The sequence below is a fragment of the Candidatus Saccharimonadales bacterium genome (assembly GCA_035457485.1).
Taxonomy (GTDB): Bacteria; Patescibacteriota; Saccharimonadia; order Saccharimonadales; family EFPC-124; genus DATIBO01.
Map to the genome: position 1 here is coordinate 717,868 of DATIBO010000006.1, position 20,409 is coordinate 738,276.

Genomic DNA, 20,409 nt, shown 5'->3' on the forward strand with positions numbered 1-20,409 from the left:
GTTTATTTCTCTCTGACTTTTTCAAATATTTTCTTTATTGTTTCAGGTATATCAGACTTATCGGTTATTACCGCCTGAAGCACACCTGCCAGCTCGTCACCTTTTCTGGGTAGAAAATTGATGCGTGTTTGATCTTGATTATCTGCCGCGACAAAATCTCCAAGCTGCTTATGAAGCTTTGTGCTCGCTGTACTAACATCTATGTTTGCACGCATGGCGTCAATTTCGGTACCCGTTATAGATACGCCACATATATCCTTTAATATTTGTATCCATATGCCATTAGGAAGCTCGTCCTCGAAATCACTGATAGCGCCGAGCAGGAAAACTTTATTACTTTCGGATTTACCTGAATCTCGATCAAAAACGTATACTACATTTGCGTCCAGCTTCCGGAAGTCTTTAAAGATATCATTAACGAGCTGTTCAAAATTACCGGAGTTATCTTTACTGCGCAAATTTAAAAGCTGAATACCATCGCTCAGCATTGAGTGCCCGTAAACTAACTTGTAAAAATAGTCAAAAATTCCATATTCCGTCGGACCTTCAACAGCAATAAATTTGTCATAAAAAAGAAAATCGCTATTTCTAACGCCAAGACTATCAAAGATATCTTCCGTGCTGTTCGTTGATTCAATCACGGTGTATCCGTCTTGTAATGAAACCTTATTTATATCGCGCAATGCAGTTCTATCAACAAAGAGGGTGGAATGCGTACTAACTACTATTTGAAATGAGTTGGCCGCCATGCTGCTTAGTATTTCCGCTAACTCACGCTGAGCAACTGGATACAGGTGAGTTTCTGGCTCATCAAAACACCAGATATAACGTTTTTCACCATCTTCTTTGATTGCTTCGTCTGCTCTTGCCTTAATTAAGCCGAACCAGATTTGGCGTCGAATTCCGTCCCCTTGTTCATCGATATGGATAGCTTTATCGCTCGTGGTTTTATTGACGAACAATTCCGTGACAGCATGATTTACTTTAATATCCACATTAGTACTAAGACCGGATAGGCTTGCAGGCAAGGAAGCTTTATATTTCTCGAATATGCTCTCCAGGGATGTGTTGGCTTTAGCGTTAATTGCTTCTTTCTTCGTGGTTACATCGTTGATGATTTCTTCGAGCGCTGCCTTGACTATAGGGCTGATCACATCTGCAGTTAGTTGGTTTAGTTCGTCAGTAGTGATATTCCAGTCAAGATATCTGTACTCCGGAAACAGGATACGGTCTTTCTTGTAGTCAAATCTTGCCCAGGTTGGCTGAGTTGTGTCGCTTGAGTATATTGCTTGAACGCGCTCGGTGTTAGTGGGCTTGCCGGTATTATTCCGGTTTAGTATGGAGGCATTATCGATACCTTTTGCTTTTTGGATTGCGGTAAGGTCTGCTGCTGTTTTTAACCACAACGCCAGGGGCTGTCCCTCTTTATCCAAGCTATCCTCAGTAAGCGCAAAGTATTCATCTTTAGCACCGGTGGAAGTGATGACGCGCATAACATAGAGCTTGTCACCAATAGCTTTGTCACTCAGCAAGAATTGTGCATGTCGCGACAGTTTATCTAGCTCATCATCTTTGTAGTCTTTATCTATCACGAACTCTGCAACCAAACATACTTGTGTTCGGTCATACGCATCAGGTTCTGGGATTCCAATATCTGTGAAAACGCTTGTAAATTCTTCTTCTGTCAAAGGCGTATTTGATAATGTACGCTTTTTGGTACTGTCTCCATCGAAGTAGACTTTGGAATTTTCATCAAAGAAGAGGCGCATGCCATTTAGAATGGTTGATTTGCCGCAGTCATTAGCGCCAATCATAGTAACTGGCTGCCCGTCCTTTAACTCAAGCTGTACATTCTTGGCGCTTTTGTAGTTTAGAATGAATAATTTTGTAAGCTTCATCGCAGCCTAAGAGTGTTGGCCCCAATCTCGACCAATAAACCAATTGGGTTGCCATGTCACATATTGTCCTGGCTCAAAAGTGTCATCTAAAACAGATATACTTACTAGTTGATCGGGCGTAATTGAAAGGGTATGATTTCCGTTCGGACTGTTGAGGTCATAGAAATGGTACCGATCTGGATTTGGACTTAAATTTCTTCTCGATGGACCAAAATCAAAAGGAACACAAATTCGTTTTTTTGCCCCCTCGTCTTTGGAGCCGAACACAATTTCGACAAGCTTCTTTGCATGAATGGCCGACAAAAATGTCTCTAGCATAACGCCCTCCGCGGTTTTTATTTCATAGTGCCTCACCGCACAATACACTATATCTAATCTACTCCTGTTATTCGCATTTTACAACCAGCACAATTTGTGATACTGCTTATCCTTTAGGGCAAAAGGGATTCGAACTTTTTCGATGCAAAAAAGACTACAGTTCAATCTGTAGTCTTTCTCATAATTTCATGGCTGGGGAGGAGGGATTCGAACCCCCGAATGCCAGGACCAAAACCTGGTGCCTTACCACTTGGCGACTCCCCAATATATTGGGATAACGGGGTAATTATACTAAATTTGTGGCTTTTCGCCAAGGGGTGGGGCAGGTAACTTATTATTAAATTATAAAGCTTATGTATAATGTATGTTTGTGTGTTAAATAAAAAGGAAGGGCATCTATGCACGATTTTTTCAAAAAAATTACTCTTGGGATGGCAGCTCTAGCTACTGTTCTTAGCCTGGGAGCAATCACTATGCCTGCGCAGGCTTCGGCGGCTAGCTGTGAACAGCCATATACTTTGCGTAAAGGTAGTAGGGGTATTTGCGTAAAATATCTACAAAGGATGTTAAATACGGCAAATGACGCGTTTAGGTATTCATCTAAGCCACGTCTTGATGTGGATGGGGTTTTTGGTGACAAAACTTACGCCAAAGTCGTGGCATACCAGGCTTTTGGACTCTTAACCCGCGATGGTGTTGTCGGTAAAAACACCTTCGATGAGCTCTGTAGCGATATTAAGTTGATTTACCTTAACCGACCCGATATAGCATCGAGTGGCGACGGTTACGTTGCAGCCGTAAACTCTGATTGCGCTTACTACTCAACCGGAAACAGGTACTAATGTGGTGGCATAGGGCTCGCGCTTGCGGGCCTTATAGCTCTAAAATTATCAGGAGTGTTTTGGCGAGATTTTACTGTAGCTGTAATCCTTAACTTTTCGCCAAACATGGCTTCGCGCGTCAAAACCGCGAAGCTCGCCACGGATCTTGCTGATCCTAACTAACGCTGGGTTATAAGGAGTCAGGTTACGGTAATAGCGCAAATCGTCATCGCTCACAATTGGCTTACCCGGGAACATAGCCTTAAACTTTTCGCGCGCAATGCGATCAAAATACTCAGCTTCGCCATGTAGGGGCAAAAATTCCGCAGCTTCGCACCCCATACGTTGCACAATTTTACGCACGTCATCTAAAAGTTGGATCCCTTGCGAAGTCATAAATAAATACACTTGACCACCAGCCTTAAAGATAGTGCCCTTAGACGTGGCGCTTGTTGGGATCGCGCGGGCAATGAGCTCTTTGACTTCCAGTTCAACGTCAAAATACTTACGGCATTGCCGCTCGATAGTGATTTCATCAAGCAATTCTTGGTTCATTTAATACTATTATATAATACTGCGGCAAAATATAAAGAACGCCCCATTTTTAGGGCGTTCTTTAAAATTTTTGTTTTACGCGTTAAGCTGCCGTAAAACTACTTACCAGACTTCTTAGGTGCGGCTGAACCACCCAAGTAGTAACTTCGTATCTGAAACAAAAGGTATAAACCAATTGCCGATGCTAGCAAAGAGAATAGAAGTGAAAAGAAGTTAAAGTCTACAAAAATGTAGAGCACTGCATAAACAACGTTAATCAGCGAAGTCCAATAAACTAAATCCCAACCAAGCTTTTTGTGATTTTTAAGGGGCGAAAACGCAGCAAGCAGCATCACTGCCTCAACTACAATCACAACCAGACTAACCCAAATTAGCCAACTAACGTTTTGAGTTGTTACCCCGTACCCATAAGAAGTGCTAAGTTCGTTTGCAACGTTAGTCCACTGGTTTGCAAAGGTAGCAAGCTGGAACAGACCCCATGCGCCAAGTAGCGACAGCACGCCACCAACCAACGCAAGCCAAGGCATAGCCTTAACTAAAATACTCTTGCCAGAGTCCGGCAATTTAGCAGTTACCGTTTTAGTAAACAGGTCATTGAGTTTTTCCTCAATTTGATTCATAAAACCTCCAATATCTTGTTAATAGCATAACGCCACAAACCCAGCTAATGCAATAGTATTTATAAATTATGTAAATTAGACTTACGCAATTGACACTATACCCAAAAATATCTAGTATTATTTTAACCTTGTTAAGCCACGTAAAGGCAGGGACTATGTTAAAAACAACTTTAGTAAAAATCTGCGGCTCAACTGATTTAGCTCATTTATATGAACATCTTTTTTACGACGCCTTAGTTCAGTTTATGACAGACCGAGGGTTAGTAAGTAGGCTGGATTACTTTATACATGGTCGTGCGTTCGCTCCAGGCCTGATTCACTTTGATATAGATCTTTATACGGAAGAGGCCCAGAGTATTAAGAATGATCTAACCGAGCAGCGAATTAACACAGACGATCCTTCCGTTGCGGTCGCACTTCTACAACTGATGTCAGAAAACAAAACTTTATTCCACGGTAACAAGAAAATTTTCGAAGCACTTGCCAAAGTAGATGAACAGCCTTGGCAAAATCTAGATTTGTTGAATACCCTTGATCTAAGTGCAAAAATACACGATGACCCGAATATTAATTTTAATCCAACAAAAGAAGAGCTGATTACAAGCACTCTTAAGTTGACTTTGAGTGCCGAGATACTTGAACAAAAACTAACGCCACTTTTTATAGTTGTTGGTCGAATAATTCTGTCCAATCTTGAGAATACATTGATGGACACCTACGGATACTACGCTTTCGGTGAAAGTGGTAGAAAAAATAGCACTTCTTTGGGCTTAAGTAGCTTGTTTCGAGCTTCCTCAAAGCATCGCTTAAAATTGACCGAAGAGCTATCAGACTGCAAGGAAACTTTAGAGTGGTTGAACGGCATTGATTTTGCAAATAAGGCACATAGGCACCTAACTAGTTTAAATATACACTTACCGGATGAGCTAGAAATTTACGACGCTTCAAAGCTCTTAATTGGCAGAATCGGATGGCGAAACATAGCTACGAAATCTAATATTCAAAAGGTTTTGGAGGCTGCAAAGCTAAACATTAAATACAATAAAGAAGATCAAGAGCTTGAGCTTTCTCAGATTTTTAGAAACTAACAAGCTTTGTAAACACACCCATAAAGGTTACAATGTATGCCATGTCACAATTCGACCAATTGTTAAAGGCGTTAAATCCTGCTCAGCGCGAAGCTGTTGAAACCATTGAGGGACCAGTTTTAGTAGTTGCCGGCCCTGGCACAGGTAAAACTCAGCTTTTAAGCATGCGAGCGGCAGCAATTGTTAAGAACACCGACGCACTGCCTAGCAACATTTTATGCTTAACTTTTACAGAATCTGCGGCGGTGGCCATGCAACAACGCTTGGTCAAAATTATGGGATCTGAGGGTAATCGTGTAGCTATTCATACCTTCCATAGCTTTGGAACAGAAATTATTAACCAAAACCCTGAATATTTTTATGGTGGGGCTAACTTTACGCCTGCCGATGACATGACAAGCTATGAGCTACTCGAAGAAATCTTTAGTCAACTATCTCACAGTAACCCGTTATCCAAGACCATTAACGGCGAGTTCGCGGCAATTAAAGACGTTCAGCAAGCAATCTCGCACTTAAAAAAAGCAGGGCTTTTACCCGACGAGCTGGCGGCGATCTTAAACAGCAACGACACATGGTGCGATAAAGCTGAACCAAAAATCACCCAAATATTTCAAGATAAACGTCTTAGCAAGAAAGATTTTCCACTGATCGAAAAGCTCATGCAAGAGCTCCAGAATTTAACCCCGGAACGTACCGAAAAACTTTATGGTTTTGGCGATCTAGCCACACTTTGCTACAACAGCTTAGCTGCAGCCTATGATCAGGCTCTGGCTACTGGTAAGACCACAGCAATTACTGCTTGGCGCAATTCTTGGTGCGAAAAAAACGGCCAGGGAAAGTTGGTTTTAAAAGATCGCAAACAAAATAAAAAACTACATGCTCTGGCAAAAATTTACGACGAATATCGCAAAAAAATGGTCGAAAACCAACTGTTCGATTTTGATGACATGGTCAGCAACGTAGGCCACACCTTGGAGCAAAACCCAGAGCTCAGATTCGCCTTACAAGAGCAATATCTATACATCATGGTCGACGAGTTCCAGGACACAAACGGTGCCCAGCTCCGATTACTAGAAACCTTAGCCGATAGCCCAGTTAACGAAGGTCGCCCAAACATTTTGGCAGTAGGCGATGATGACCAAGCAATTTACGCATTTCAGGGAGCAGAGCTCAGTAACATTATTGACTTTACTAATCGCTGGCGCAACGTAAAAATCATAACTTTAACCGACAACTACCGATCGACAACGCAAATTTTAGGTCATGCACGAACAGTTATTAAACAGGGCAATAATCGCCTTGAGACCACTTTGCAGAATATAAATAAAGAGCTTAACGCACACAACACCAACCCTACGATTACGCAAATTCACGATTTTACCAGCCCTGACGCCGAACTTAGATGGGTCGCCGAAAGTATTGCCCAAAGAATCAAAAGCGGCACTGAGCCAAACGAGATTGCCGTTTTAGCTCGCAATCACAAACAGCTAGTCAGGCTTGTTCCATTTTTGCGCGCTCAAAACATTAATATTACCTACGAGCGTCGCGATAACATTTTGGACCAGCCTCAAATCCGCGAACTACTCAACCTAGCTGAAACCGTTGTACATTTAGCAGAACAGCGTTTTGACCTGGTGGAGTCACACTTGCCCGAGCTCTTAAGCTATGATTTTTGGAACTTGAAAACAACCGAGCTCTGGAAGCTGTCGATAGACGCATACAAACAAAAACGTTTCTGGCTCGAGATAATGCTAGAGTCTGATGGCAAATTGAAAGAAATTGCCGAATTTTTGATCGTATCGTCACACCAATCGCTTCACGAGCCACTTGATAAAATGTTAGACATTTTAATAGGAGCTCAGGAAATTCAGGTCCCCGATGACAATGATATAGAGCCAGACCGCCAAACTCTAACCGAAGACTACATTTCACCTTACCGAGCGCACTATTTTAACGAGCAACAACTCACCCAACACCCCGCGGAATATCTAAAACTGCTAGCCGATCTACGGACCCTGCGCCGCGCAACAAAGAACTATCGCCCAACTTCGGATCTCAACCTAGCTAACTTGGTAGATCTAATGGGCTTACATCAAAAAACTGGCACACAGATTATAAGCAGTGGGCAGCATTCAGAGACTAAAAACAACGTAACTTTAATGACCGCACATAAATCAAAGGGCTTGGAGTTTGACACGGTTTACGTAATTAACTGCCAAGATGAAATTTGGGGACGAAAAACACGCCACCGAAACAGTAGCGTAAACTTTCCGCATAATATGCCGATCAAACCCGCAGGCACCAGCTACGATGATTCGCTTCGGCTTTTCTTTGTGGCAATGACTAGAGCTAAACACCACTTAAACCTTAGCTGGTACGCGGCCGATGGCAACGGTAAACAGAGTTCATTGGCGGAATTTTTGCACCAGAATACCTTAGAATGCTGCCAACACACAGACGACGAGAAAGCTGAGTTCTCCTTATTAACCCCGGGCTGGGAACAACGCTGGCTTGGCGCCGATCACGCAACTCAACAAGATTTACTTGCACCAGTGCTGGAAAAGTACAAACTTAGTGCAACTCACTTAAATAATTTTATAGATGTCACTCGTGGGGGACCACAAGCGTTTTTGCTGCAAAATTTATTGCGCTTCCCGCAGGCGATGACCCCAAGCCAGGTCTTTGGACAGGCTATTCACGCGGTTTTGCAACGCGCGCACACTCACTTAGCCGCGACCGGAGAACAACGCCCGATCGAAGACATTCTGCACGATTTCGAAATTCAACTTCAACAGTCACGTCTTGGGGAATCCACGTTTGAACAGCAGCTTGAAAAGGGTAGTGCAGTTCTACAAGCTTATTTGGCAAAAAATTACCATACTTTTAAGGTTAATCAAAAAGCGGAGCGCAACTTTTACAGCCAAAATATTCTGGTTAATGGCGCTAAACTAACCGGCGCAATCGATTTAATGGAAATCGACAAAACAGCTAAAGCCGTAGTCGTAACGGATTACAAGACTGGTAAAGGCATGACTAGCTGGCAGGGCAAAACTGACTTCGACAAAATAAAATTACATAAATACAAACAGCAGCTCATGTTCTATAAAATTTTGGTCGAGGAATCCCGCGACTTCGCAGGTTACAAAGTTAACCAAGGTGTGTTGGAATTTGTGGAACCATCGGAAAGCGGTGATCTATACAAGCTTGAATTCAACTTCGATGAGCTTGAACTTGAAAACTTTAAAAAGCTAATTACTGCAATTTGGCAAAAAATTATAAATTTGGATTTTGTAGATACGTCAAAGTTTGAGCCAACTTACAAAGGCATTTTGGAATTTGAAAAGAGTTTAATAGATCCTTAAGTAAATATTTATAGGTTATAATAATGTAAACCATCCTCGCTTACCGAAAGGGGAGTGGATGGATAAGTACAGTCACTCAATGTCAGCTGCCAACACCGCTATTAGCGCTAGATGTCAACTGGATGGAGGTAAAAATGCCCCGCGATCCACGCTGGGGTAAGGGTCAGGACAACCACGTCCACGGAGCCGGCTGCTACGTTCAGAATTGTGGGATGCAGGAACACCAGCATAGCGATTCCTGCTACAACCAAGACTACAGACTGAAGTGCGGCAGCACGATGCACCACCACTCCATGAGATGTAGGACCCTGAACTGCCCCAAGTGACTCCCGGCCCGCGTTTTGTTTGACACAAGCGCGGGCCATCTTTTATTGAAATTATGCTGTATTTATTTTATAATATTCATAACATGAACTTCTGGCAAAATTTACCGAAGCCTTTTTTTGTGCTCGCACCAATGGACGCCGTAACAGACACGGTTTTTAGACATGTTGTAGCAAAAGCAGCTCCGCCAGATGTTTACTTTACCGAGTTCACAAACACTGCGGCGTTTTATAGTGAGTTTGGACGCAAAAGCACTGAAACCAGACTGTTGTTTACTTCTGACGAACAGCCAATGGTCGCGCAAATTTGGGGCACAAACCCAGAGCACTACGCATTTATGGCCAAAAATTTAGCCAAAATGGGATTTGCCGGGATTGATATTAACATGGGGTGTCCAGCAAAGGATGTTGTAAAAACCGGCGCGTGCTCGGCCTTGATCGAGAACCCTGAGCTGGCCGCTAAACTCATCGCCGCAGCAAAGGAAGGTGGTTTGCCAGTAAGCGTAAAAACTCGCATAGGTTTTAAAACTCGCAAAACCGAAGAATGGATCAGCTTTTTATTAAACCAAGATCTTGCGGCGCTAACCGTTCATGGGCGTATCCAAAAAGATATGAGCATTCCACCAGCAGACTGGGACGAAATTGCCAAAGCCGTAAAAATGAGAGACAAAATAGCTCCGCAAACTTTAATAATTGGTAATGGCGATGTCTTAAGCAAGCAGCACGGTATTGAGCTCGCCAAAAAAACTGGGGTGGATGGAATAATGATCGGACGTGGCGTTTTTACAAACCCATATTGCTTCGAGGAGTTACCCACCGAGCATAGCAGACAAGAACTTTTAGAATTACTGAAATTCCACTTGGATTTATATGAAAAAACTTGGCAGGGCCGTAAGATGCCTTTTGCACCACTAAAACGGTTCTTTAAGATTTACGTTCGTGACTTTGACGGCGCGGTCGATTTGCGCGTTTCGCTAATGGAAACAAAAAATATAGATGAAGTTCGTCAGATTTTAGCAAAAATCTAGCATAAGCGATCTCTATTTGATAAGCTAGTGTCAAGTAAGGGGTAAATATGGAATCACAACACACACCAGCGTCTACCGGCGCTGCTAGCAATGGTTACGAGAGTAATCCTTTTAAAATTGTACTGCCGACCTTAAAAACTCTTTGGTCAAATGGTAAAAGCTCAATCTGGAAGATTCTTGGAATTCAAGTTCTTGTAATAGTTGGAGTAATTGCTGTTGGTGCAATAGCCATAGGTGCAATTTTAGTTTCGGCCTTTGGAATCTTTGCGGACTTTGTTGGCGGAGCAGAAAAAGCAGCGGAAGCGCTTTATACCATGGCGCCAGTTCCTTTAGACGCCGCAAACGCACTGATTTACGCCAAACCAATCGCAATAACGCTAGGGCTAACGTGCTTAGCAATCTTAACCATTTTAGTGGCGTTTATGCAGGCCCTTCAAATTGCGTATGTTAGTAAAACCATTATCAACAACGAAAAGCCAGGTGCTAAACAGGTTTTCGGCGTAGCCATTAGAAGAATGTGGCCAATGCTTGTGCAGTCGTTAGTGGTCTTTGCAGCGGTGTTTTTAGGAGTATTTTTACCGTTAATGATCTTTGCGTTTCTGCCAGACGGAGTTGGCGCAGTTCTTATAGTTTTGTTCGTCCTTGCGTTTATTCCAGGGGTTTTTTATTTGACTGGTAGGTTTACAATGTCACCTTTTCCTGTTGTTAATTCTGACATGGGTCCAATCGCGGGATTAAAGCACAGCTGGGTAATTAGTAAAGGTAAAGTCAGCGAAGTTTGGGGTGCAATTTCTGTAGCGATGGCGGTGGCCACAGTGGCATCTTTTACTGTTAGTATAGTCTACGGATTACTTATCGGTCTTAATATCGCTTTAATTACTATGGCAGCTATGATCGTCTCGCTCTTTGTGAGCGTTGGCGTCTCGCTAGGAGTTTCATCTATAATCGCAAAAAGATACGCGCAGATTGACCACGCGCACAAAGCCGGCTTACATGGCCATAATATAAATTGGGGCGCTAATATTGGGGCAATTGCCTTGGCGATCGCAGTGTCGATTGCAGTTTCTTACTTAGATTCTTTAGTAAACCCAGCTCCAAACCTTGAAAACTTTAGTCCATCAGACTCAACAAGTGCACCTGCAAATGCCGATCTCGACGCCGAGCTTCAAGATATCTACAACAACATAGACAAGTACCAAAATCAAAGTGGCGACTTACAGACTGATATGCCTTCGGATTTTAATTACGAACAATACTTTAACGAGCAGCTAAACAGCAGCGAGCTCTAGCGTTTGATTTTAACCTTGGCGAACGCAAACTGTCTTTTGATTCTGTGACCAAGCTCTGAATCAAGCAGATTAGGCGCGACAATCAAAATAAAGTAAGCAATCAAGCCGGTACCTACACCAACTACTAAATCAATAAAGATCGTTAAGATCATTGTGGTAAGTAGAACAGTAGCGAGGCGCCAGCCTTTTGTTAAGACGAAGTGACGAACTTCTTTAATCTCGGCAATTTTGTAGGCCGTAACAATCAGTACGGCACTTAAAGCAGTCAAGGGAATAAGTGCCGCAACAGGAGCGAGCGCCACTAAGAATATAATCACAACCAAGGCGTGGATTATAGATGCAAGGCGGCTTTTTGCACCGTTTTTAATGTTAGTGCCAGTGCGGGCGATAACGGCGGTAGCTGGGATTCCGCCGAATAGGGCCGAGCTAATATTAGCTATCCCTTGCGCTGCAAGCTCTTGTCCTGAGCGGTGACTACTTTTAGTGATGCGGTCAGCAACTAAAGCGCAGAGCAAGCTCTCTATGGCAATCAGTGCGGCAATCTCGAGAGCGGCAGGCCATAAATTAAAATCTAACAGTTTTGAAAAGTCCAAATCACCACCAATAAACGGAGGTAGACCAAGCTGTAAAGCACCGTACACGCTACCCAAGGTTGCAACGCCATTAAGAAACGGTAGTGTAGCCACTGCCACGGTTGCGCCTGTTACAGCTATAAGAGTTGATGGGATTTTACCAATAACTGGAACCTTCGGCAAAAACACAATTGCTAAAAGAGTTAGTGCGCCAATGGCAAGGGAGGCCAGGTTAGTAGCGCCAATGTGACTAAGTGTTTCATAAACCTTACCAACAAATTCGTCGTGACCAGCTAGGCCCGTTAACCCTAAAAAGCTGTTTAGTTGGCCCATAAAAATCACAACCGCCACACCGATTGTAAAACCAAGCACGATAGGCTCGGGAATTTTACGAATAAGTTTGCCGATCCCTAAGACTGCAAAAATGCCCAAAAATATACCTGCCAAAATCGTAATAAAAGGTAGGTTGTTTAGGCCATGCTCTTGGATCGCAACTGCTAAAATTGGTACCATTGCAGCTGCCGGACCCGATACACTATACGGCGAACCCGCAAAAAAAGCCGAGCTTAAGCCCGCAACTGCAGCTGTATAAAGACCCAATATCGGAGGTACGCCAACCGCAATCGCTAAAGCCAACGACAATGGCAAAGCCACTATCCCAACTGTTAACCCTGCACCAAGATCGGGCCAGAGCCATTGTTTTTTATATTTAACAACATCATGAAAACGTGACGCAAGACTTTTTTTAACTTTTTCGAACATCGTTAATTCCTATTTTAGCCGCAAAGCAAGCATCAGCTGGTTGGCTTTGCGACCAAAAGGGCGTAGTGAGTCAAGAAGCGTACGTTTGCCGTACGATTTTATCGAATGAATTATATCACTAGCTGCCCGTGTCGTAAAGGTTTATTTTATCCGACGATGTCTGCGAAGCTCGGCCACTTTAAGGCGTAGTGTTTCGCGATCAACTAAAGTCTGAGCGTGAGCTAGCGAAATCCGATCTTTAGCCTCATCTTTTAATTTTTGAGCTAGCTCTAGAGCCTTGCGTGATTCTTCTTCGATTATTTCGCTGCTGTGGAGGGCTTCGTCAACCAAAATTCTAAGCTCGTGCGACTTAATTTCGACGATCCCGCCTTCGGACGCAAAATGCTCGTAAACCTGAGCGGAGTCTCCCGCTTTATCTACAATCGTGATTACACCCGGCACAGCCACAGTTACTAGCGGCTCGTGGTTATCAAAAACGGCAATCGCCCCCGTTGCTGTCGGCAAAATCACTTGATAAACATCTTTATCAAACTTAACACCGTCGAGCGTTACAAGCTGCAAACGCATTATTTAACCTCGTCGATGCTGCCCTTCATGTAAAAGGCGCTTTCTGGTTTGTCGTCGTGCTTACCATCTAAAATTTCGCGGAAAGATCGCAAGGTGTCTTTTAGCTTAACGTAAACGCCTGGGTCGCCGGTAAAAATTTCGGCAACGTGCATTGGCTGACTCAAGAACCGTTGCAAACGGCGGGCACGGGCTACAGTTTTTTTGTCTTCTTCGCTTAATTCTTCCATGCCCAAGATTGCAATAATATCTTGCAAATCTTTGTAGCGCTGTAAAGTTGCCTGAACTTCGCGTGCGATTGTGTAGTGCTCTTCACCAACGACTTCTGGGTCAAGGATTGTCGAGTTGCTATCGAGTGGGTCAACCGCAGGATAAATACCAATTTCGGTCAAGGCGCGATTCAAAACAATAGTCGAATCAAGGTGAGAGAATGTAGTAGCTGGCGCTGGGTCAGTTAAGTCGTCGGCTGGTACGTAAACAGCCTGGATCGAGGTAATTGAACCTTTTTTAGTAGAGGTAATTCGCTCTTGCAAAGCACCCATTTCTTGCTGTAAGTTCGGCTGATAACCCACAGCGCTCGGCAAACGACCAAGCAGGGCAGAAACCTCTGATCCGGCCTGGGTAAAGCGGAAGATGTTGTCGATAAACAAAAGCACATCTTTACCTTGATCGCGGAATTCCTCGGCCATTGTTAAACCGCTCAAAGCAACGCGCAAACGCGCACCTGGCGGCTCGTTCATCTGGCCAAATACCATCGCGGTTTTATCGAGCACATTAGCTTCTTCCATCTCGTAGTAAAGGTCGTTGCCCTCGCGGGTTCGCTCACCAACACCAGCAAAAACTGATTGACCACTGTGGAATTTAGCAATGTTGTTAATTAGTTCTTTTACGATAACAGTTTTACCAACACCAGCACCACCAAAAAGCCCGACCTTACCACCTTTAGTAATTGGGCAGATTAGATCGATAACTTTAATACCGGTCTCAAGAATCTCGGTTTTACCAGATTGATCAACAAAGGCGGGTGGCTGTTTGTGTATTGGTGCCACAGTGCTGAATTTACCGTCTTTACCGTCGATCGGATTGCCAGTTACATCAAACATGCGACCCAAAGTTTGCGCGCCAACCGGAACGCTAATCGGAGCGCCAGTTTGTTCAACTTTATCGCCGCGTTTTAAACCATCTGTTCCACCTAAAGCGATCGTGCGAACGGTTGACTCGCTTAAGTGCTGGGCAACTTCTAAAATTAGTTCTCTGTCGGCTACACTAGTTTTTAGAGCGTCATTAATTGCCGGAAGTTCGCCTTTTTTAAATTCTACGTCAACAACCACTCCCACAATCTGCGCAACTCTTCCGTCTGCTGATTTATTCATTATTTTTCTCCTTGTTCGTTTGGTCAATTGCTTCTTTACCTAAGGGCCTTCTTGGTGACTCATCTTTCGGTCTAGCTTCGCTAATCTTTGGCTTTTCATCTTCTGGTAATGGTTCGAGCTGAACAAATCCAAAACCCTCGGACGATGCTCTATGTTTTCGTTCCATTATTTCATAGCCTCGGCACCACCGGTGATTTCGGCAAGTTCTTGGGTAATTCCAGCTTGGCGGGCGTTGTTGTATACCAAGGTCAGATCGTCTGCAAGTTCTCCGGCATTGTCGGTGGCATTTTTCATAGCCAGCATTCGCATTGAATGCTCCGAAGCAAAACCGTCTAGCATAGCTTGAAAAACTTGAACCTCGATAAGTCGCAGAACGGTTTGATCGAGCACAAAACCAACCGACGGCTCAAATTCAATAGGCGTAAATTTTTCTTCGGTTTCGGGTTTTGTGATAGGCAACAACTGCTTAATGCGAACTTGTTGAGTGACGGTGCTTATAAAATGAGTATATACAATCTCGACTGAATCCGTTTGATCAGCGTTAAAAGCGTCGAAAGCACCCGAAATTAAAGCACGAAGTTCATTGCGATGCGCAGCCTCGGTTACATCCTGAAAAACGCCAGAAACTTCTATGTCTTTTAGGCGCGCAACAAACTTAGCAGCCTGACGACCTACCAAAAACAACTTAGTCTTAACACCCGAGGCACTGTCTTTTTTAAGCTGTTCTACCAGTTTCTTAAGTACATTCGAATTATATGCTCCGGCTAAACCGCGATCACTTGTTATAACTATCAAAGTGCGGTTTTTGATTGGACGCTCCTTAAAAAAAGCGTGGGCGTTTTGATCAGTCTGCTGTTTTAACTGAGCTAGCAGGTGGCGCGCGGTTTCACTATAAACGCGAGGCTGTTCTGCAGCAGTTTGCGCACGTCGCAGCTTACTTGCAGCAACAAGTTGCATCGCCTTGGTAATTTGGCGAGTACTTTTTACCGAAGTAATTCGACGTTTAATTTGCTGGACCGAAGCCATGGTTTATTTTGTTGCCCCTTCAGCAAAGCTCTCGGCGATTTGACGCCCAAGCTTCATGATCTTTTCTTTTACATCATCAGATGGCTTATCGCCCTTATCGAGCTCGTCCATCATTTTTTTATGATCTGCGTGTAATTTAGAAAGTAGGGAAGCCTGAGCGTCTTTAATACGATCAGTAGGACATGCGTCAAACGCGCCGCCATCAGCTGCAATTAGGCTTGCAGTTTGTTCAGCGACACTCAAAGGTTGGTACTGTTTTTGCTTTAATAATTCGGTCAAGCGTTGCCCGCGCTCGATACGTTGCTTAGTTTCAGCATCAAGATCAGTACTGAACTGCGCAAAGGCGGCTAGCTCACGGAACTGCGCAAGCGACAACTTAAGGCCACCCGAGACAGATTTAACAGCCTTAGTTTGTGCAGCGCCACCCACACGCGAAACCGACAAACCAACCGAGATGGCTGGGCGAATACCTTGGTAGAATAGCGAGCCTTCCAAAAAGATCTGACCGTCGGTAATCGAGATTACGTTAGTCGGGATGTAGGCGCTAATGTCGCCAGCTTGAGTTTCGATAATCGGCAAAGCAGTAAGCGAGCCCGCACCAAGTTTATCGCTAAGTTTTGCTGATCGCTCAAGTAGGCGAGAGTGCAAGTAAAAAACGTCACCGGGGTAGGCTTCGCGTCCTGGCGGGCGGCGAAGAAGCAGTGACATTTGGCGGTAAGCTGCCGCATGCTTACTTAAATCATCGTAAATTATTAACGCGTGCTGTTTGTTGTCGCGGAAATATTCTGCCATAGCGGTTCCGGCATAGGGCGCCAAATATAAAAGCGAAGCCGGATCAGACGGGCTAGTGGCGACCACGATGGTTTGATCCATAACGCCTTCAGCCTTCAAGCGTTCTACAAGGCGGCTAACCTTACTCATTTTTTGACCAATTGCAACGTAAACGTTTATAACGCCAGTTTTTTGTTTAGCCTGATTGATCATCGTGTCAATTGCAATCGCAGTCTTTCCGGTTTGGCGGTCGCCAATAATAAGCTCGCGTTGCCCGCGGCCAATAGGGGTGGTGGCATCGATCGACAAAATTCCAGTCATCAAAGGTTCATGTACGCTTTTGCGTGCAATCACTCCTGGAGCAGAACGTTCGACAAGGCCTTGTTCCTTAGCCTTAACAGGGCCAGCTCCGTCAAGCGGACGACCAAGCGGGTCTACAACACGACCCAAAAGCTCTGGCCCAACAGGGACTTTAAGTACCGAGCCGCTGAGTTTTACTTTTGCACCAGCCGACACAAGCGCATCGTTGCCTAAAATTACAGCTCCGATCTCGTCCTCCATTAAGTTTAGGGCAAAAGCACTAACAGTTGAACCGTCAGAACCTTCAATCTCGAGCACTTCGTTAAAGCCACAAGCAGTTAAGCCATAAACCCAGGCCACACCGTCACCGATGCGAGTGATAATTCCAACCTCTTCTAGGCCTTTTTGCTGCTTTAAGCCTTCGATCGAAGCCTGCAGCTCAGCCGACAATTCTTTTACATTAATCATTAATTAACTCCTTTAGCGGCAATTTGATTAAGCTGCCTTTTTACACTTGAATCAAGTTCGTATTTTGGGGTGCGAACGACAATCCCGCCAATTAGCTCCGGTTTTAGCTCTTCGTTTAGCTCAACATTTTTGGCGCCAGTCTGTTTTTTAAGCTTGGCGACTACTGCAACTTTGCTAGCGTCCGAGAGCGGACGAGCCGAACTCACTGTCGCCACAAGCTGACCTTGGGACTCTTCGAGTTCATTTGCTATGTCAAGCATTAACAGATCCGCCTGGTTGGCTTTTTTGTTAACCAAAAGGTGAGCAGCTAGTTGTTGGATCAGCTCTCCTTTGTGTTCAGGGGTGCTTTGTAAAGCTCTCACAACCTCTTTAGCTAAACGTCGACGAGATATTTTCATTAGCCACGCTCCTCGGCAAGGGCGCGCTCAATAATACCGGCGTCTTTTTTGTCATCCAGTTTTTCACCGATAACTTTTGCTGAAGCCACTGCCACTAACTTAGCGGTTTCGCTTTTGAGTTCTTGGCGAGCCTTAGCAATTTCGTTATCCATTTGAGTTTTAGCCTGAGCCACGATCGTCTCGGCACGTTTTGCAGCCTTACTTTCAGCAGCTTCTAAAAGTTGCGCGGACTCTTTTTGTCCGTTTGCAACAACTTCGTCAGCTTGTACGCGAGCCTCTTTAAGCATCTTAGCGATTTTATCTTCGGCGGTCTTAAGCTTTTCCTCGGTCTCGGCAGCATGCTTAATGCTATCTTCGACCGTTTTTCGACGATCTTCGAGAACTGTGATAACTTTTTTGAATACAAATTGCCGCAAAAGCAAAAATACAATTGTAAAAGATATTAGCTGAAACAAAAAAGCCTGAAGGTCCAAGCCCAAAGCCGACAAGCCGCCAGCCGCTTCTTGAGTAGCGTGAGTTGCTTCAGCTACTGTATGTTGAACTTCTGGATTAGAAACAACTGGGGCAGTAGCTTCCGCTAAAGCCTCATGAACTTCGCCGTTATGTGCAAAAAAGGTGATAATATTCACCGCTTAACTCCTTAGCTTGTGGTAAATACGACTAACAATACGAACGCAAGCACGGCGTCAACCAAACCGGCCATAATAAAGGCAGTTGAAAGTATCTTACCTTGAACTTCTGGGTTGCGACCAACAGCCTTAACTGCAGTCATACCGATTAAAGCAACGCCGATAGCCGGACCTGCCGCACCTAGTGCAATTGTTAAACCTTTAATTAATTGTGGATCAACTTCCATATTACTCCTTGTTTTTACTTAACTTTCATTCGCTGCCGCAGTTTTTAACTTAGCAGGTTTGGAATGATCTGACTCATGCTCAGAGTGCTCGCCATGACTACTTGTAGCCATGTTTAGATAAGCAGTCGTGAGCATAACAAAAATATAAGCCTGAATAGCACTAAAGAAAAGCTCCAAGAAGTAAACAGGAACTGTAGCAGCCCATCCAAAGGCTCCAGCCAATTGCCCAATTACATGAAGCAGAACTTCGCCGGCATAAATAACACCAAATAAACGCATGCTTAATGTAATAATTCGAATAAATTCTCCCATAACTTCGATCAACCCCATAAAAAGGTTGATCGGGTTGTACGGTTTGTTTGTAAAGTAATTTTTTAAATGACCTAAAATCCCGAGCTCTTTTAGCGCGTAAAACTGAACTAAGCCAATCGAGAGTACCGCTAAAGCAATGGTGCCATTAAGGTCAGTAGTGAATGCGCGAAGTAGCGAAACTTCGCCATGTTCGGTGTTCACAACAATCGTACCGACTCCCGGGATTAGTCCAGAAAGGTTCGCCAGTAAGATAAAACAAAATAGGCTTAACAGAAACGGCAAATGTTTTAAAGCCTTTTTACGACTATTAAAGCCCTCTTCAGCTGTATTTAAGATAAATTCAGCAATAGTTTCTAATGTAAAACTAAACATACTGGTTGGTTTTAGGTGGCTTTTTTTAACAGCTGCAAGTAAAATCAACACAACGGCCGCACCCGTAATTACGCCGAATAACATCGAATTAGTAACATTAAAGCTACCGATACTAAAAATTGTCTGCGCAGCGAGCGGAACACCACCCTCTGCTCCAAAAAAAGTTAATGCATTAAACACGGGCAAATCCCTTGGAAGCATATTCAGCAATAGTGTCAAATGGCATTTTCATCAGTTACCCCCAGTATACCAAGGAATGATTTACTGTAAACCCCTCGGTACGTTTTAGTTTTACCGTTTTTTATTTTATAATATACAAACTGCAGTATGCAGAGGTAAGTACTCGAGGGCAGGAGGCTTAAATGGTCAATCCGACCACGCTTGCTGGTTTGATCGACGAGCACGCGAACGCGCTGGCCAGTCAGGTGCGAGCCCACTACTTGTGGACAGCCCAACTCGGTCGGAAGTCGGCGGCAGCGTTTAAAACCGCGAACGTAGCCGTAACTAATCCGTTCGGGCTGACGATCATCATCGGTATGCAGACCAACGAGCCGCAGGAGGGTGGCAGCAATCCTGTGACACGCAAGTGGGCAACCCTGACCATCAATGGCGTTCAGGATCCAACATTGCGAGCCCAGGTCACCGCCATCCTGTCGGCGCTGGAAACCTACGGGGTTTTCAGCATAAGCGGGAGTACCGTTACCTTCGGTTACAAGATCGAGACAACCGATCACGCCGAAGCGGTCACTAAAGCTTTGAACGCCGCCAACCGACGCTAAAGGCGGGAGAGAAATGAAAATCGTTAACTGGCTTTTAGACCGGTTTGCTACGGCTAAGACATGGGAGGGTCTCGGGCGATTCTGCGTGGAGATCTCTCTGGAGCTGAACCTCTGGTCGAACGAGGTAGCCGAGTGGCAAGCTGACCAGGTCCGCCTGGGACAAGCCAAGATCAGCACGACCACGACTCCCGGTCTTCGACGTGAGATCAAAGGAGCCGGCCTCAGAGCGACTCTATACCTGTCGAACGAGATCCGACCGGCGAACATCAGAGGATTCATGCTCCTGAGATCACTGCGTTTCGCCGACAACGAGCAGCCGCGTGGCCTCAAGCGAGCCTACGAGAACTGGCGCCTCGACAAAGTGATCGCGATGATCACGAACGACACGTTTGTCGGGGTGGTTCGCGACGAACATAGGGCGATGCGGCCGATCGAGCTCGAGTACCGTAGTGAGGGTTTCTCGTCTGCAATGCGGGCGTTCTCACTAGGAGCACAGCGCATGCCGCGCTCCTAGCACAATTGGGTGCCGTTCCAGCATGATTGGAGCGGCACCC

Annotated in this window: 21 protein-coding genes and 1 tRNA gene; 7 read left to right on the forward strand and 15 right to left on the reverse strand. The window is 44.6% G+C overall.

Features of this window, described 5'->3' with window-relative positions; translation table 11 throughout:
• Window positions 1-2: 2 nt before the first annotated feature.
• The 3 genes from VLA77_04145 to VLA77_04155 form a co-directional block, all read right to left on the reverse strand.
• Window positions 3-1,898 carry an AAA family ATPase gene (locus tag VLA77_04145; GenBank protein ID HSE29747.1) on the reverse strand — a complete coding sequence of 632 codons (1,896 nt, stop codon included), beginning with the start codon at window positions 1,896-1,898 and terminating at the stop codon, window positions 3-5.
• 6 nt (window positions 1,899-1,904) lie between these two features.
• Window positions 1,905-2,216 (reverse strand): hypothetical protein, encoded by a 312-nt coding sequence (locus VLA77_04150; protein ID HSE29748.1) that lies wholly within the window; start codon window positions 2,214-2,216, stop codon window positions 1,905-1,907.
• A 189-nt stretch (window positions 2,217-2,405) separates the two neighbouring features.
• A tRNA-Gln gene (locus VLA77_04155) sits at window positions 2,406-2,480 on the reverse strand.
• A 134-nt stretch (window positions 2,481-2,614) separates the two neighbouring features.
• Here VLA77_04155 and VLA77_04160 point away from each other — a divergent pair.
• The gene (locus tag VLA77_04160; protein ID HSE29749.1) at window positions 2,615-3,058 is read left to right on the forward strand and encodes a peptidoglycan-binding domain-containing protein; all 444 of its coding nucleotides are present in this window, start codon (window positions 2,615-2,617) and stop codon (window positions 3,056-3,058) included.
• Between the two features lie 48 nt (window positions 3,059-3,106).
• Here VLA77_04160 and VLA77_04165 read toward each other — a convergent pair whose 3' ends face one another.
• Complete coding sequence (locus VLA77_04165) at window positions 3,107-3,592, reverse strand: hypothetical protein (GenBank protein HSE29750.1); 486 nt, start codon at window positions 3,590-3,592, stop codon at window positions 3,107-3,109.
• Window positions 3,593-3,690: 98 nt separating this feature from the next.
• Window positions 3,691-4,212, reverse strand: a complete 522-nt coding sequence (locus VLA77_04170) for a hypothetical protein (protein ID HSE29751.1) — start codon at window positions 4,210-4,212, stop codon at window positions 3,691-3,693.
• A gap of 155 nt (window positions 4,213-4,367) precedes the next feature.
• Between VLA77_04170 and VLA77_04175 the strand changes: the two genes are divergently transcribed.
• The 4 genes from VLA77_04175 (at window position 4,368) to VLA77_04190 (ending at window position 11,302) form a co-directional block, all read left to right on the forward strand.
• Complete coding sequence (locus VLA77_04175; GenBank protein ID HSE29752.1) at window positions 4,368-5,300, forward strand: hypothetical protein; 933 nt, start codon at window positions 4,368-4,370, stop codon at window positions 5,298-5,300.
• A 41-nt stretch (window positions 5,301-5,341) separates the two neighbouring features.
• Window positions 5,342-8,662: an ATP-dependent DNA helicase gene (locus VLA77_04180; protein HSE29753.1), complete on the forward strand. Its 3,321-nt coding sequence runs from the start codon at window positions 5,342-5,344 to the stop codon at window positions 8,660-8,662.
• A 409-nt stretch (window positions 8,663-9,071) separates the two neighbouring features.
• Entirely contained in the window at window positions 9,072-10,013 is a 942-nt protein-coding gene (locus tag VLA77_04185; protein ID HSE29754.1) for a tRNA-dihydrouridine synthase, read from the forward strand.
• Between the two features lie 47 nt (window positions 10,014-10,060).
• Entirely contained in the window at window positions 10,061-11,302 is a 1,242-nt protein-coding gene (locus tag VLA77_04190) for a hypothetical protein (protein HSE29755.1), read from the forward strand.
• Here VLA77_04190 and VLA77_04195 read toward each other — a convergent pair.
• From VLA77_04195 to atpB, 10 genes are all read right to left on the reverse strand, one after another.
• Window positions 11,299-12,636 carry a SulP family inorganic anion transporter gene (locus tag VLA77_04195; protein HSE29756.1) on the reverse strand — a complete coding sequence of 446 codons (1,338 nt, stop codon included), beginning with the start codon at window positions 12,634-12,636 and terminating at the stop codon, window positions 11,299-11,301. The two genes, VLA77_04190 and VLA77_04195, sit on opposite strands and share 4 nt — an antisense overlap.
• 141 nt (window positions 12,637-12,777) lie before the next feature.
• On the reverse strand, window positions 12,778-13,203 hold the full coding sequence (gene atpC, locus VLA77_04200) for an ATP synthase F1 subunit epsilon (protein HSE29757.1): 426 nt from the start codon (window positions 13,201-13,203) through the stop codon (window positions 12,778-12,780).
• Window positions 13,203-14,573, reverse strand: a complete 1,371-nt coding sequence (atpD, locus tag VLA77_04205; GenBank protein HSE29758.1) for a F0F1 ATP synthase subunit beta — start codon at window positions 14,571-14,573, stop codon at window positions 13,203-13,205. Before atpD ends, atpC begins: the two co-directional genes overlap by 1 nt.
• Window positions 14,566-14,739: a hypothetical protein gene (locus VLA77_04210; GenBank protein ID HSE29759.1), complete on the reverse strand. Its 174-nt coding sequence runs from the start codon at window positions 14,737-14,739 to the stop codon at window positions 14,566-14,568. The genes atpD and VLA77_04210 overlap by 8 nt, the downstream gene beginning before the upstream one ends.
• Window positions 14,739-15,599, reverse strand: coding sequence for an ATP synthase F1 subunit gamma (gene atpG, locus VLA77_04215; protein HSE29760.1), 861 nt, complete (start codon window positions 15,597-15,599; stop codon window positions 14,739-14,741). Before atpG ends, VLA77_04210 begins: the two co-directional genes overlap by 1 nt.
• Window positions 15,600-15,602: 3 nt before the next feature.
• Window positions 15,603-17,138, reverse strand: a complete 1,536-nt coding sequence (atpA, locus tag VLA77_04220; GenBank protein ID HSE29761.1) for a F0F1 ATP synthase subunit alpha — start codon at window positions 17,136-17,138, stop codon at window positions 15,603-15,605.
• Window positions 17,138-17,536, reverse strand: a complete 399-nt coding sequence (locus tag VLA77_04225; GenBank protein ID HSE29762.1) for a F0F1 ATP synthase subunit delta — start codon at window positions 17,534-17,536, stop codon at window positions 17,138-17,140. The genes atpA and VLA77_04225 overlap by 1 nt, the downstream gene beginning before the upstream one ends.
• Window positions 17,536-18,165, reverse strand: a complete 630-nt coding sequence (atpF, locus tag VLA77_04230; GenBank protein ID HSE29763.1) for a F0F1 ATP synthase subunit B — start codon at window positions 18,163-18,165, stop codon at window positions 17,536-17,538. The genes VLA77_04225 and atpF overlap by 1 nt, the downstream gene beginning before the upstream one ends.
• Window positions 18,166-18,176: 11 nt before the next feature.
• On the reverse strand, window positions 18,177-18,392 hold the full coding sequence (locus VLA77_04235; GenBank protein HSE29764.1) for an ATP synthase F0 subunit C: 216 nt from the start codon (window positions 18,390-18,392) through the stop codon (window positions 18,177-18,179).
• An 18-nt stretch (window positions 18,393-18,410) separates the two neighbouring features.
• A complete protein-coding gene (gene atpB / locus VLA77_04240) occupies window positions 18,411-19,256 on the reverse strand; it encodes a F0F1 ATP synthase subunit A (GenBank protein HSE29765.1) in 846 nt (281 codons plus the stop codon).
• A gap of 182 nt (window positions 19,257-19,438) precedes the next feature.
• Between atpB and VLA77_04245 the strand changes: the two genes are divergently transcribed.
• Complete coding sequence (locus tag VLA77_04245; protein HSE29766.1) at window positions 19,439-19,855, forward strand: hypothetical protein; 417 nt, start codon at window positions 19,439-19,441, stop codon at window positions 19,853-19,855.
• A gap of 13 nt (window positions 19,856-19,868) precedes the next feature.
• Window positions 19,869-20,369, forward strand: coding sequence for a hypothetical protein (locus VLA77_04250; GenBank protein ID HSE29767.1), 501 nt, complete (start codon window positions 19,869-19,871; stop codon window positions 20,367-20,369).
• Window positions 20,370-20,409: the final 40 nt, after the last annotated feature.

Coding starts and splice junctions, on each gene's coding strand:
- VLA77_04145 (HSE29747.1), bottom strand. CDS start 1,898: ATGAAGCTTACAAAATTATTCATTCTAAACTACAAAAGCGCCAAGAAT.
- VLA77_04150 (HSE29748.1), bottom strand. CDS start 2,216: ATGCTAGAGACATTTTTGTCGGCCATTCATGCAAAGAAGCTTGTCGAA.
- VLA77_04160 (HSE29749.1), top strand. CDS start 2,615: ATGCACGATTTTTTCAAAAAAATTACTCTTGGGATGGCAGCTCTAGCT.
- VLA77_04165 (HSE29750.1), bottom strand. CDS start 3,592: ATGAACCAAGAATTGCTTGATGAAATCACTATCGAGCGGCAATGCCGT.
- VLA77_04170 (HSE29751.1), bottom strand. CDS start 4,212: ATGAATCAAATTGAGGAAAAACTCAATGACCTGTTTACTAAAACGGTA.
- VLA77_04175 (HSE29752.1), top strand. CDS start 4,368: ATGTTAAAAACAACTTTAGTAAAAATCTGCGGCTCAACTGATTTAGCT.
- VLA77_04180 (HSE29753.1), top strand. CDS start 5,342: ATGTCACAATTCGACCAATTGTTAAAGGCGTTAAATCCTGCTCAGCGC.
- VLA77_04185 (HSE29754.1), top strand. CDS start 9,072: ATGAACTTCTGGCAAAATTTACCGAAGCCTTTTTTTGTGCTCGCACCA.
- VLA77_04190 (HSE29755.1), top strand. CDS start 10,061: ATGGAATCACAACACACACCAGCGTCTACCGGCGCTGCTAGCAATGGT.
- VLA77_04195 (HSE29756.1), bottom strand. CDS start 12,636: ATGTTCGAAAAAGTTAAAAAAAGTCTTGCGTCACGTTTTCATGATGTT.
- atpC (HSE29757.1), bottom strand. CDS start 13,203: ATGCGTTTGCAGCTTGTAACGCTCGACGGTGTTAAGTTTGATAAAGAT.
- atpD (HSE29758.1), bottom strand. CDS start 14,573: ATGAATAAATCAGCAGACGGAAGAGTTGCGCAGATTGTGGGAGTGGTT.
- VLA77_04210 (HSE29759.1), bottom strand. CDS start 14,739: ATGGAACGAAAACATAGAGCATCGTCCGAGGGTTTTGGATTTGTTCAG.
- atpG (HSE29760.1), bottom strand. CDS start 15,599: ATGGCTTCGGTCCAGCAAATTAAACGTCGAATTACTTCGGTAAAAAGT.
- atpA (HSE29761.1), bottom strand. CDS start 17,138: ATGATTAATGTAAAAGAATTGTCGGCTGAGCTGCAGGCTTCGATCGAA.
- VLA77_04225 (HSE29762.1), bottom strand. CDS start 17,536: ATGAAAATATCTCGTCGACGTTTAGCTAAAGAGGTTGTGAGAGCTTTA.
- VLA77_04235 (HSE29764.1), bottom strand. CDS start 18,392: ATGGAAGTTGATCCACAATTAATTAAAGGTTTAACAATTGCACTAGGT.
- VLA77_04245 (HSE29766.1), top strand. CDS start 19,439: ATGGTCAATCCGACCACGCTTGCTGGTTTGATCGACGAGCACGCGAAC.
- VLA77_04250 (HSE29767.1), top strand. CDS start 19,869: ATGAAAATCGTTAACTGGCTTTTAGACCGGTTTGCTACGGCTAAGACA.